Annotated in this window: 10 protein-coding genes; 6 read left to right on the forward strand and 4 right to left on the reverse strand. The window is 68.7% G+C overall.

Annotated elements, in window-relative coordinates; all coding sequences use genetic code 11:
* Nucleotides 1-3: 3 nt before the first annotated feature.
* From ACQ4LY_RS10180 to aceA, 3 genes are all read right to left on the reverse strand, one after another.
* A complete protein-coding gene (locus tag ACQ4LY_RS10180; RefSeq protein ID WP_431071125.1) occupies nt 4-384 on the reverse strand; it encodes a hypothetical protein in 381 nt (126 codons plus the stop codon).
* Nucleotides 385-498: 114 nt separating this feature from the next.
* Nucleotides 499-2181 (reverse strand): malate synthase A, encoded by a 1683-nt coding sequence (aceB, locus tag ACQ4LY_RS10185; RefSeq protein ID WP_431071127.1) that lies wholly within the window; start codon nt 2179-2181, stop codon nt 499-501.
* Between the two features lie 22 nt (nt 2182-2203).
* Complete coding sequence (gene aceA / locus ACQ4LY_RS10190) at nt 2204-3529, reverse strand: isocitrate lyase (RefSeq protein ID WP_431071129.1); 1326 nt, start codon at nt 3527-3529, stop codon at nt 2204-2206.
* Nucleotides 3530-3665: 136 nt separating this feature from the next.
* On the opposite strand from aceA, the gene ACQ4LY_RS10195 reads away from it, so the two are divergent.
* Together ACQ4LY_RS10195 and ACQ4LY_RS10200 are read left to right on the forward strand one after the other, a co-directional pair.
* Nucleotides 3666-5117 carry a helix-turn-helix domain-containing protein gene (locus ACQ4LY_RS10195; protein WP_431071131.1) on the forward strand — a complete coding sequence of 484 codons (1452 nt, stop codon included), beginning with the start codon at nt 3666-3668 and terminating at the stop codon, nt 5115-5117.
* 183 nt (nt 5118-5300) lie between these two features.
* Complete coding sequence (locus ACQ4LY_RS10200; protein ID WP_431071133.1) at nt 5301-5990, forward strand: hypothetical protein; 690 nt, start codon at nt 5301-5303, stop codon at nt 5988-5990.
* A 10-nt stretch (nt 5991-6000) separates the two neighbouring features.
* Here ACQ4LY_RS10200 and ACQ4LY_RS10205 read toward each other — a convergent pair whose 3' ends face one another.
* Nucleotides 6001-7509, reverse strand: coding sequence for a PucR family transcriptional regulator ligand-binding domain-containing protein (locus ACQ4LY_RS10205; protein WP_431071135.1), 1509 nt, complete (start codon nt 7507-7509; stop codon nt 6001-6003).
* Nucleotides 7510-7625: 116 nt separating this feature from the next.
* Between ACQ4LY_RS10205 and gabT the strand changes: the two genes are divergently transcribed.
* From gabT to ACQ4LY_RS10225, 4 genes are all read left to right on the forward strand, one after another.
* Nucleotides 7626-8987, forward strand: a complete 1362-nt coding sequence (gene gabT, locus ACQ4LY_RS10210; protein WP_431071137.1) for a 4-aminobutyrate--2-oxoglutarate transaminase — start codon at nt 7626-7628, stop codon at nt 8985-8987.
* Between the two features lie 111 nt (nt 8988-9098).
* Nucleotides 9099-10481: a flavin monoamine oxidase family protein gene (locus tag ACQ4LY_RS10215; protein ID WP_431071139.1), complete on the forward strand. Its 1383-nt coding sequence runs from the start codon at nt 9099-9101 to the stop codon at nt 10479-10481.
* Complete coding sequence (locus ACQ4LY_RS10220; protein WP_431071141.1) at nt 10481-11365, forward strand: universal stress protein; 885 nt, start codon at nt 10481-10483, stop codon at nt 11363-11365. The genes ACQ4LY_RS10215 and ACQ4LY_RS10220 overlap by 1 nt, the downstream gene beginning before the upstream one ends.
* Entirely contained in the window at nt 11365-12909 is a 1545-nt protein-coding gene (locus tag ACQ4LY_RS10225) for an APC family permease (RefSeq protein WP_431071143.1), read from the forward strand. Before ACQ4LY_RS10220 ends, ACQ4LY_RS10225 begins: the two co-directional genes overlap by 1 nt.
* Nucleotides 12910-12929: the final 20 nt, after the last annotated feature.

A 12929-nucleotide genomic window follows, 5' to 3' on the forward strand; every position in this document is an offset into this window, starting at 1 on the left:
CGGTCAGAACATGGTCAGGAAGCCGGCGAGCAGGGCGGCGACCATGAGAAGCACGGGCATCGCCACCAGCACCATGGACGCGCCGACGGTGAGGAGCGCAGCCACCCCCAGTTGCACGGGCAGTCTCGGTCGGGGTACACCCGTGCGAGGCAGGTTCCCGCCGAGCACGAGCCCGACCGCGCCGGTCGCGATCGCGAGGGTCTGCATAGGACGCACGAGCTCGATGGGGACAAGGAGGACAGCGGTCTCCTCAAAACCGAACACGACCAGGGTGAGCGGTATCGCGGTCAGCAGGGTGAGTGCGAGCGAGGCGGCGCTGAGGCCCAGGGATGCGGAGCGGCGGACGCGGAGAGCATGTTCGGAGAGAGGCGCAGGTGTCGACATCCCGCGAGCGTAGGGCGGGGCCGAGTCGCTCGAACGCGGTTGTCCACAGGGCCGAACAGCGGAGCCCCTCGGATGCAGGAACGCGGCATCCGAGGGGCTTCTGTGCAGTGCGAGTCAGCCCTCGTCGACGAGGAACCGGCTGTAGGCGCCGAGCGTCAGGAACGCCGGGAACTCCTCCTGCAGGGCGACGTCGCGGAAGATCTCCGCCGCGTCGTCGAACCGGTCGCCGGCCGATCGCGTCGCCTGTGCGAGCACATCGCGGATCAGGCCCTCGATGTACTCGGCCGTGATCGGCGTGCCGTCTTCGGTGGTGCGGTCCTGGTGGATCCACTGCCACACCTGCGAGCGGCTGATCTCGGCTGTGGCGGCATCCTCCATCAGATTGTCGATGGCGACCGCACCGAGGCCCCGCAGCCAGGCCTCGAGATAGCGGATCGCCACCGAGACGTTGTCGCGCACGCCGCGGGCCGTGATCGGGCGGCCGATGTGCACGTCGAGCAGCTGAGCCGCGGTCACCGTGACCTCGGGGCGCTGACGATCGACCTGGTGCGGTCGCTCGCCGAGCACGGCGTCGAACTCCGCCTGTGCCGTGGGGATCAGATCGGGGTGGGCCACCCAGGTGCCGTCGAAACCGTCGCCGGCCTCGCGCTTCTTGTCGGCCGACACCTTCTCGAATGCCCGTGCCGTGACCTCGGGATCGCGACGGTTGGGGATGAATGCGCTCATGCCACCGATCGCGTAGGCGCCCCGCTTGTGGCAGGTCTGCACGAGCAGTTCGGTGTAGGCCCGCATGAACGGCACCGTCATCGTGACCTCACTGCGATCGGGGAGGACGAAGCGCGCGCCGCGACCGCGGTAGTTCTTGATGATCGAGAAGATGTAGTCCCAGCGTCCGGCGTTGAGGCCAGCGCAGTGGTCGCGCAGCTCGTACAGGATCTCATCCATCTCGAACGCCGCGGGCAACGTCTCGATGAGCACGGTGGCACGGATCGTGCCATGCGGGATGCCGATGTACTCCTCGCTGAACGAGAACACGTCGTCCCACAGCTTCGCCTCTTCGCTCGACTCCAGCTTCGCGATGTAGAAGTAGGGCCCGCGGCCGTTCGCGATCAGCTCCTTCGCGTTGTGCAGGAAGTACAGGCCGAAGTCCACGAGCGAACCGGACGCCGCCGTGCGTCGCCCGGCCCGGTCGGTGAACTGCAGGTGCTTCTCCGGCAGGTGCCATCCGCGGGGGCGCATCACGATGGTGGGCGTGCGCTCGGCGGTGACGCGGTACTCCTTGCCCTGCCCCGACTCGGTCGACGGGCCCGTGAAGGAGAGCTCGCCGCGGATCGCGTCGCGGAGGGACAGCTGACCCTCGATGACGTTCTTCCACGTGGGACTGGTCGCATCCTCCTGGTCGGCGAGCCAGACACGAGCGCCCGAGTTGAGAGCGTTGATCGTCATCTTCGGGTCGGTCGGACCGGTGATCTCGACACGGCGGTCCTCGAGGCCGGGGCCTGCGCCGGCCACGCGCCACTCGGCATCCTGGCGGATGTGCGCGGTGTCGTCGCGGAATCGGGGGTCGTGGCCGTTGCCGATCTCGAACCGACGGCGCATCCGGTCGGCGAGCCGATCGTGGCGGCGCGAGGCGAAGCGATGGTGCAGCTCGGTGAGGAACGCGGTCGCCTCGGGACTGAGGATCTCGTCGTAGCGCTCGCGCAGCGGACCGGTCACGGTGATCGCCGGGCCCTGCTGCGTCGTCTGGATCGGAGCGGTGGTCGCGCTGATGGTCGGGGGTGCGGTGGGAGTGGTCATGATCTGAGTCCTTTGGAATGGCTTAGTGGAACTGCGCGGCTTCGGTGGAGCCTGCAAGGGCGAGGGTCGCGCTGTCGGGGTTGAGCGCGGTGGAGATGACGTCGAAGTAGCCGGTGCCCGCCTCGCGCTGGTGCTTGGTGGCGGTGTAGCCGTTCGCCTCGGCGGCGAACTCGGCCTCCTGCAGCTCGACGTACGCGCTCATGGCGCGCTCGGCGTAACCGCGGGCGAGGTCGAACATCGAGTGGTTCAGGGCGTGGAAGCCCGCGAGCGTGATGAACTGGAACTTGTAGCCCAGGTCAGCCAGCTCCTGCTGGAACGTCGCGATCTCGGCGTCCGACAGGTGGCGCTTCCAGTTGAAGCTCGGCGAGCAGTTGTAGGCGAGCAGCTTGCCGGGGAACTGCGCGTGGATGGCTGCGGCGAACTCACGGGCCAGCTCGATGTCTGGCTCGCCCGTCTCGACCCACAGCAGATCGGCGTACGGAGCGAACGCGAGACCGCGGCTGATGACCGACTCGATGCCGGGGCGGATGCGGTAGAAGCCCTCGGTCGTGCGCTCGCCGGTGGTGAACTGCTGGTCGCGCTCGTCGACGTCGCTGGTCAGCAGGTCGGCGGCGAGAGCATCCGTCCGGGCGATGATGACCGTCGGGACACCTGCCACGTCCGCCGCGAGGCGTGCCGCGTTCAGCGTGCGGATGTGCTGCTGAGTAGGCACGAGCACCTTGCCGCCGAGGTGACCGCACTTCTTCTCGCTCGCGAGCTGGTCCTCCCAGTGGATCGCCGCGGCGCCCGCCTGGATCAGCGACTGCGCGAGCTCGTAGGCGTTGAGCGGCCCGCCGAACCCGGCTTCGGCATCGGCGACGATCGGGGCGAGCCAGTCCTGCGTGACGTCGCCCTCGGCGTGCTCGAGCTGGTCCTGGCGGATCAGCGCGTTGTTGATCCGGCGCACGACCGCCGGCACCGAGTTCGCCGGATAGAGCGACTGGTCGGGGTACGTCTGGCCGGCGAGGTTGCCGTCGGCCGCGACCTGCCAGCCCGAGAGGTAGATCGCCTTGAGGCCCGCGCGCACCTGCTGCACTGCCTGGCCACCGGTGTAGGCGCCGAGCGCCCGCACGTAGTCCTCGGTGTGCAGGAGGTTCCAGAGGTTCTCGGCTCCGCGGTGGGCGAGGGTGGAGTCCTCGCGGACCGACCCGCGGATGCGGATGACGTCGTCGGCCGAGTACGTGCGCTCGACGCCGTCCCAACGAGGATCGGTCTCCCAGATCTCCCGGAGCTCGGCGGCCGTCTGAACCTGGTCGCCGGCGCGCAGACCGGCGGGGCGAGGTGTCTGGTTCTGAGCGGTGTTCGTCATGGTGTCTCCTCCGTTGGATGCCCGGACCGTGAAGCCGGGTGGCGTGTTTCCACTGTGGGTGAAGAAGCTGCGCACAAGTGGCCGATCCGCGTGTGAAGATCGACCAAAATTCTGTTTCTGTGACAGAATCGGCCGCATGAGCACCTCAGCGGTCGAAGAAGACGCCGACGCCCTCACGATCGGGCGACGCATCCGTCAGCTGCGCACGGCGCGCGGGATGACCCTCGACGACCTCGCGGCGGCCGTCGATCGGGCCCCCAGTCAGATGTCGATGATCGAGACGGGCAAGCGCGAGCCGAAGCTCACCCAGCTGCAGGCGATCGCGCGGGCACTCGGCGTCACGATCGACGCGCTGCTCGAGGGGGAGCCGCTCGACGAGCGCAGCGCGATCGAGATCGCCCTCGAACGTGCCATGAAGGGGCAGACGTTCCAGGCGCTCGGGATCGAGCCGTTCCGGATCGCCAAAAGCATGCCGACGGATGCCCTCAGGGCGCTGCTCGCGCTGCATGGTGAGATCGACCGGCTCAAGGACGAGCGCGCAGCCACGCCGGAGGAGGCCAGGCGCGCGAACGTCGAGCTGCGCCACCTGATGCGCCGGCAGGACAACCACTTCGCCGACCTAGAGACGAAGGCGGCGGAGATCCTTGCGGCCGTCGGGCATCCCGGCGGGCCGCTCACCCAGCGCACCGCATCCGAGATCGCGGCCTACCTCGGCTTCACCCTGCACTACGCACCCGACCTGCCGCAGACCACCCGGAGCGTGGCCGACCTCGCGAACGGGCGGCTGTACCTGTCGAGCAGCGTGCCGGCCAAGGGCGACGCGCGCACCGCGGTGCTGCAGGCGCTGTCCAGCCGCATCCTCGGTCACTCCGAACCGCGCAGCTACGCCGAGTTCCTTCGCCAGCGCGTCGAGACGAACTATCTCACCGGAGCGCTGCTGGTTCCTGAGGCCCACGTGGTGCCGGCGCTGAAGGACGCGAAGTCGCGTAGAGCGATCTCGATCGAGGACCTGCGCGATGCCTATTCGGTGTCGTATGAGACGGCCGCGCACCGCTTCACGAACCTCGCGACCCGTCATCTCGACATCCCCGTGCACTTCCTCAAGGTGCACGAGTCGGGCACGATCACGAAGGCATACGAGAACGACGACGTGAACTTCCCGACCGATCGGCTGGGGGCGATCGAGGGGCAGATGTGCTGCCGTCGCTGGACCAGCCGCGTCGTGTTCGACGAGGACGACCGCTTCAACCCCTACTACCAGTACACCGACACGGGCAACGGCACCTACTGGTGCACGGCCCGCGTCGAAGCGTCGAGCGAGGGGCTGCACTCGGTCAGCGTGGGCGTGCGCTTCGACGACACGAAGTGGTTCGTCGGACGAGACACCCCGCATCGCGGAGTCTCGAAGCACTCGGTCGAGGTGTGCTGTCGCAGGGCGCCGGCCGAGCTCGAGGGGCGGTGGCGTGAGAACTCCTGGCCGAACGTGAAGACGCCCCGCACCCTGCTGGCGACTCTGCCGACGGGGGCCTTCCCTGGCGTGGACACGACGGATGTGTACGAGTTCCTCGAGGCGCACGCGCCGCGGTGACGGTTCAGGGCGTCGGCACCTCCGGCTTCTGTGGAAGACGGCGACGGCCACCGATGCCCGAGCCGCGGCTACCCTGAGACGGTGAGTCTCGGGGGAGTGTCCGGATTGCGGCGGCGCCGCACATTCATCGGTCGTCCGCCGCAGTCCCTGCGGCCGTCACCGCAGCGGAAGGCGCCCTGGTGGATGATCCTGATCGCACTCGCCGCGCTGGTCGGCATCGTGATCGTCGTCAACAGGTACGGGATGCCGACCCTGTGGCTTCTCGTGCTGCCGCTCGCGGGCGTCGTGCTGATGGAGTTCGAGCGTCGGAGGCTCCGCTCCGGAGACCCATTCGTGGATGCGATGGTGGGTCCCGGTGTCATGGTGTTCGGCTCTCGTCGCCGAGTGGCGTGGGTCGGTGTCGTCACGGTGCTGCTCGGCGTCGCCGCTCTGCTCCTCGCCTTCGGGCCGGCGCATCCGTTCGTGACAGATCTTGGTCGACGGTCGACGGCCGGTGTTCTCCTGGCGCCACTCATCTGCGTGATACAGGGCGCGATCGTGGCGGGTCTCGCGCTGCGTTCCGGTCGAGTCCGAGTCGACGAGCTCGGGGTGACGATCAGCGCGCCTTTGAGCCGCACTCACACGGTCGGATGGGCGGACGTTCTCACTGCATTCATCGATGAGAAGCATGTCTTTCTGTCGCGGATGGACGGCGGAAGGCCGCGCGTCGGCTCGCGATATCTGCGAACCGACCCGGCGATCATCGTCGAGATCATCGCGCGCTGTGCGGCGGATCCGCAGGCCCGACCACTTCTCGGCGACGCGATCATCGACGAGATGCATGCCGAGGAGCGCTGGCGCCGGCACCATCGAGCGGCGCCGGCGGGGTCATGACATCGATCGTCTAGTCCCGCGCGGTCTGCAGCAGCGCCCACAGCTCGGCGCGGGCGGGGAACGACGACAGGTCGGAGCCGAGCAGCGCGCCGGCCTGCGCGATGCGTGACCGCAGGGTGTGGCGGTGCACCCCGAGTGCAGCCGCCGCCGGATCGGCCTTCGCATCGTTCTCCAGCCAGGTGCGCAGCGAACGTTCGAGGTCGCCGCCCGATCGCGCATCGTGGTCACGGATCGGTGCCAGGCGCGACTCGGCGACGAGGCGCGCCTCATCCGTCGCGAGTGCGCTGAGGATGCTCGACCCTGCGGCGTCGGCGAAGTGGAACACCCCCGTGCCGGACTGCTGGCGCAGTGCCGCGAGCGCCTGCGCGTGCGCTCGCGAGAACGCGTCGTAGGACTCCGATCCTGAGGCGCCGATGCGGATGCCGAAGCGGGTCGCGATCTCGTCGAGCAGCGCCTCGTCGGCCATCGACAGGCACAGCACGACACCCTCCGGCGATTCCGCGAGGAAGCTCGCGGTGCCGTGCTCGGAGCGCCGCCGCTCCCACCAGTCGGTCAGCGGGCCGGCCGGGGCGTCAGCGGCGATCGCCACCACGACGGGGGCTGCGGGCATGCTGCCGAGCACCCTCCGCGCGAGAGAGGGGTCGTCATCGAGCAGAGAACTCAACAGCTGCGAGTTCAGCCGTCGCCGGCTGCGGGCGAGCTGATCGCTCTGCTCGAGGGCGAGTCCGGCCATCGCGATCACCGAGGTCACGACCGTGCGGGCCTCGGCATCGAGCGCGTCGACGGCCAAAGCGATCACGCCCCGCAGGTGTCCGCCGCGTCCGACGGTGAAGAGTGTGAATGTCTGCTCGTCGATCGTGAGCGACTGCCCTGCCTCGAGTCCGCGGGTGAGGATCTCGGTGACGCGTTCGCCGAGCTCGGCCAGCCGTCCGGCCGTCACGGCCGTTCGCGGATACGACAGCTGCAGGGCGCCTGATGCGTCGTACATGCCGACCCAGACTCCGAGACGCCGGCCGAGCTCTGCGACGGTCGCATCGAGCCCGTGCGGGCGGAGCGCGGCGAGTGCCAGCGCGCGCTGCGTGTCGAGCGCCCACGACCTTCGGGCGTATGCCTGTGCCGCGATCGCTTCGGAATGTGCACGGGCGACGGCGATGAACGGCGTGCGATAGGGCACCTCGAACAGGGGGATCCCTCGGCGTGCGCACTCGATGACGAGCTCGTCGGGGATGCCGGCGCGGTGCACATCCGTGCCGAAGCCGAGACCGAGCACACCGCGGTCGGAGAGGCGCCCGACGTAGACGTCGAAGTCGGTGCCGGCGTCGAACTGGGTGCCGGTGGTCAGCAGAGCGAGATCCTCCGCGAGGAATGGCGTCGGATCAGCGAGGTCGGAGCTGTGCACCCATCGCAATGGGCGATCCAGCGCGCCGCGCGGGAGGTCGGCCTCTGCGGAGATGAGGCCCAGGCCGAGGTCGCGACGGCTGAGCAGCGCTCGAAGCGTGGGCTGCTCAGCTGCATCCATGTCCTGCTCCTTCTCCGACTCCGGCCGACGTGCTTATACAGCTTGGCGATGACCTCGATCAGATTGTACAGCCGGGCGAATGCGGCGGTCGATGCTCGGGTCGTACGCTCGCCCACATGGCACTCCTCGACAACGCAGCTGTTGCAGTTCCCCTCGGCGGACCCGAGCTCCCCCAGGAGCGTCGCCTCGTGACAGACCTTCCCGGCCCCCGGTCGGCGGAGATCCTCGCACGCAAGGCGGACGCCGTGGCAGCGGGCGTCGGGCATACGGTCCCCGTGGCGGCCGTCGCCGCCGGCGGAGGAGTGGTCGTCGACGCCGACGGCAACTCGCTCATCGACCTCGGTTCCGGCATCGCCGTGACCACGGTCGGCAACGCACACCCGAAGGTCGCCGCAGCGGTCGCCGCGCAGGCCGCGCAGTTCACGCACACCTGCTTCATGATCTCGCCGTACGAGTCGTACATCGGCGTCGCCGAGGCTCTCAACCGGCTCACCCCCGGCGACTTCGCGAAGAAGAGCGCGCTGTTCAACTCCGGCGCCGAGGCCGTCGAGAACGCGATCAAGATCGCCCGCAAGCACACCGGTCGCCAGGCCGTCGTCGCCTTCGACCACGGCTACCACGGCCGCACCAACCTCACCATGGCACTGACCGCCAAGTCGATGCCATACAAGAGCGGCTTCGGCCCGTTCGCGCCCGAGGTGTACCGCGCGCCGATGTCGTACCCGTTCCGCGACGGACTCGCCGGCCCCGAGGCGGCATCCCGCGTCATCCTCCAGCTCGAGAAGCAGATCGGTGCCGACAACCTCGCCGCCGTGATCATCGAGCCGATCCAGGGCGAGGGCGGCTTCATCGTCCCCGCCGAGGGCTTCCTGCCGGCGATCGCCGCATGGTGCCGAGCGAACGGCGTCGTCTTCATCGCCGACGAGGTGCAGACAGGCTTCGCCCGCACCGGCCACATGTTCGCGAGCGAGATCTTCGGCATCGAGCCCGACCTCATCACGACGGCCAAGGGCATCGCGGGTGGTCTGCCGCTCGCCGCCGTCACCGGTCGCGCCGAGATCATGGACGCCTCGCACTCCGGCGGACTCGGCGGCACCTACGGCGGAAACCCGATCGCGTGCGCGGCAGCCCTCGCGGCGATCGACGTCTTCGAGAACGACGGTGTGATCGAGCGGGCGCGCGAGATCGGCGAGATCCTCACACAGCGCCTCGGCGCGATGCAGGAGAAGGATGCGCGCATCGGCGACATCCGTGGACACGGCGCGATGATCGGAGCCGAGTTCGTCGATCCCGAGACCCAGGCACCGGATGCCGCGCTCACCGCAGCCGTCGCCAAGGCGTGCGTCGCCCAGGGCGTCATCGTCCTCACCTGCGGCACCTACGGCAACGTCATCCGCTTCCTGCCCCCGCTCGCGATCGGCGACGAACTGCTGAACGAGGGTCTCGACGTGGTCGCTGCGGCGCTCGCCGCGGCCTGATCGACCAGCGGTCGCACACCCTGCGACCGCCACCACACGTCCGGTCGCGATCCGTATCGGGGGATTTCGGATCGCGACCGGCACTACCCCTTTCCAACGAAGGAGAAGCAGATGGCTGAGATCACCCGTGACGTGCTGATCGTCGGTGCGGGAGCCGCAGGGCTCACGGCGGCGAACGACCTGCGCAAGGCCGGCCTGTCGGTCGCCGTCCTGGAGGCCCGCGACCGCGTCGGAGGCCGTCTGTGGACCGACGTCATCGACGGCGCCATGCTCGAGATCGGCGGACAGTGGGTCTCGCCCGACCAGGACGCGCTGAAGGACACGATCGAGGAGCTGGGGCTCGAGACCTACAGCCGCTACCGCGAGGGTGACAGCGTGTACGTCGGCCCCGACGGTCAGACGCACCGCTTCACCGGAGAGATGTTCCCGGTGTCGGCTGAGACCGAGGCGGTCATCGCCGAGATCACGGAGCGCCTCGACGCCATGGTCGCCGAGATCGACCCCGACCGTCCGTGGGAGCACGCGAATGCCGAGGAGTGGGACTCGGTCACCTGGGATGCCTGGCTGCGAGCGCAGACCGACGACGACGAGGCAGTGCGCAACCTGGCCTTCGCCACGGGATCCGCGATGCTCACAAAGCCCACGCACTCGTTCTCGCTGCTGCAGTCGCTGCTGATGGCCGCATCCGCGGGGTCGTACTCGAACCTCGTCGACGCCGACTTCATCCTCGACAAGCGCGTCGTCGGCGGCCTGCAGAAGGTGCCGCTGCTGCTGGCCGAGCGCCTCGGAGAAGACGTGCTGCTGAACCAGCCGGTGCGCTCGCTCGAGTGGGGCGCCGACGGCGTGGCCGCCACCACCGACGACACCACGGTGCGCGCGCGGTTCGCCATCCTCGCCCATGCTCCGGTGCTGTACAGCCGCATCGCCTTCGTGCCGCCGCTCCCGCGTCGCCAGCACCAGATGCACCAGCACATCTCGATGGGCTTCGTCATCAAGGTGCACGCCGTCTACGACCGCCCGTTCTGGCGAGAGCAGGGCCTCAGCGGCACCGCGTTCAGTCCGTACGAGCTGGCGCACGAGGCGTACGACAACACGAACCACGCCGACGAGCGCGGCACCCTCGTCGGTTTCGTCAGCGACCAGAACGCCGATGACCTCTTCACGCTCACGGCAGAGGAGCGCAAGGAGCGCATCCTCGAGTCGCTGTCGCACTACTACGGATCCGAGGCCAAAAACCCCGTCGTCTACTACGAGAGCGACTGGGGCACCGAGGAGTGGACGCGCGGCGCGTATGCGGCGAGCTTCGACATGGGGGGCCTCCACCGCTACGGCGCAGACCTGCGCTCGGCCGTCGGCCCGATCCACTTCGCGTGCAGCGACCTCGCGGGCGCCGGTTACCAGCACGTCGACGGCGCGATCCGAATGGGCCACCTCGTGGCATCGAACATCGTCGACTCGAGCCGCGCGACCGGCGACACGGCCGAGGTCGGCTGATGACCGGCGCAGTCGTCGTCGGCTACACGGCGACGGATGCCGGTGCGGATGCCGCGGCTCTCGGCGCGCGGCTCGCCCGCAGCCTCGGGGCGGTCCTGCACCTCGTGATCGTGCTGCCCTCCGAGGGCACCCGCAGTGCGGCGGTCCCCCCGGAGCGTGCGTACGAGGATCACATCCGCCGTCAGGCGAAGGAGTGGCTCGAGGATGCAGTCGTCCGACTGCCGCAGGAGCTCACCCGCACGGGGCATGTCCGCTTCGGCGAGTCCTTCGCCGAAGGGCTGATCGCTGCGGGCGAGGAGTTCGACGCCAGGTTGATCGTCATCGGCACCGCCGGCGGCAGCATCTTCGGCCGCCACCGTCTCGGCAGTGTCGCCTCGGAGCTGCTGCATTCCTCGACCATCCCCGTCGCGCTCGCCCCCGCCGGCACGGCGGAGCAGGACGACCACGTGCTTCCTCGGGTGACCGCCGCCGTCGGCAACCGCGCCGGCGCCGACAACCTGCTCGACGAGGCGGCCGCGATCGCGACCGAGTCCCGGGTCGGCCTGCGTCTCGTCTCGCTCGTGCCGTTCGATGTGCCGCCCGGTCTCGACACCGGTGCGATCCGAGTGGTCGGTGACGCACACGCGAACGACGTGCTCGAGGTGGCCAAAAGCCTGCTTCCCGACGAGCTGAAGGCCGAGGTCGAGGAGGCCCCGGGCGACACGGTCGAGGATGCGGTCGCGAATCTCTCGTGGCTCCCCGGCGAGGTCATCCTCGTCGGCTCGAGCCGTCTGGCGCAGCCGCGCCGCCTGTTCCTGGGCTCGACCGCGGCGAAGATGCTGCACGAACTGCCCGTACCCATGATCGTCGTCCCGCGCACCCGCGCCGAAGCAGGAGTCCGCTGATGAGCAGCTCGAACCGGGCGACGGAGCCCGCATCCGGTGTGACGACCGGTATCTCCCAGAAGGGACTCAGCGCAGGAGCCGTCGGCGTGCTCGGAGCCGTCGTCATCGGCGTCTCCACGATCGCGCCCGCATACACGCTCACCGCATCGCTCGGACCGACGGTCGCGGTCGTCGGCACCCAGGTGCCGGCGATCATGCTCGTCGGGTTCATCCCGATGCTGCTGACCGCGTTCGGCTACCGCGAACTCAACCGCATGATGCCCGACTCCGGCACCTCGTTCACCTGGGGTGTGCGGGCGTTCGGCCCGTGGGTCGGCTGGATGACCGGATGGGGCCTGATCGCCGCCACCGTCATCGTGCTGTCGAACCTCGCCGGGATCGCGGTCGAGTTCCTGTTCCTGCTGATCGCCCAGCTCAGCGGCAACCCCGAGATCGCAGATCTCGCCTTCAACCCGTTCATCAACGTGGTCGTCTGTCTGCTCTTCATGCTCGGCGCGACACTGGTGTCGTACCGCGACATGCAGACCACGCAGAAGTTCCAGTACATCCTCGTCGGCTTCCAGGTGCTCGTGCTCGTCGTCTTCGCGACCGTCGCGATCGTCAAGGCGGTCAACGGAGACGCTCCCGAGCCGACCGCGTTCTCGTGGTCGTGGTTCAACCCGTTCGAGGTGCCGTCTTTCAGCGCCTTCGCCGCCGGCCTCTCGTTGTCGATCTTCATCTTCTGGGGCTGGGACGTCGTCCTGACCATGAACGAAGAGACGAAGGACCCGGCCAAGACCCCGGGCCGCGCCGCGATGGTCACCGTCGTGGTCGTCGTCGCCCTGTACCTGCTGCTCGCGATCGGCCTGATCATGTTCGCCGGCGTCGGCACGGGCGACTACGGTCTCGCGAACGAGGACATCTCGGCGAACGTGTTCTTCGCCCTGTCCGACCCGATTCTCGGACCGCTCGCGTTCCTCGTGTCGCTCGCGGTGCTGTCGAGCTCGGCGGCATCCCTGCAGTCGACTGCCGTGGGCCCCGCCCGCACGCTGCTGGCGATGGGGCACTATGGTGCCCTGCCGAAGAAGTTCGCCCGCGTCAGCCCGCGGTTCTTCACCCCCGGCTACTCGACGATCGTGTCGGCCGTGGTCGCATCCGTCTTCTACGCCGTGATGCGTCTGGTGAGTGAGAACGTGCTCACCGACACGATCCTGTCACTCGGCATGATGATCTGCTTCTATTACGGTCTCACCGCGTTCGCGTGCGTCTGGTACTTCCGCAAGCAGTGGTTCGACTCGGCCAGGAGCTTCTTCTTCACGTTCCTGTTCCCGCTCGTCGGCGGCGCCATCCTGGCCGTGCTGTTCGTGACGACGCTGATCGACTCGATGGATCCCGCGTACGGCAGCGGATCGAGCATCGGCGGTCTCGGCCTCGTGTTCGTCCTCGGCGTCGGCATCATCGTGATCGGCATCGTGATCATGATCTGGCAGTCGATCAAACGCCCGGCGTTCTTCCGCGGCGAGACTCTCAGCATGGATGCTCCCGCCAGCGCGCGTCGCCGCTGATCCCACCCCCGTCCCCACAG

The sequence above is a fragment of the Microbacterium phyllosphaerae genome, from assembly GCF_050628115.1.
GTDB classification, from domain to species: domain Bacteria; phylum Actinomycetota; class Actinomycetes; order Actinomycetales; family Microbacteriaceae; genus Microbacterium; species Microbacterium phyllosphaerae_A.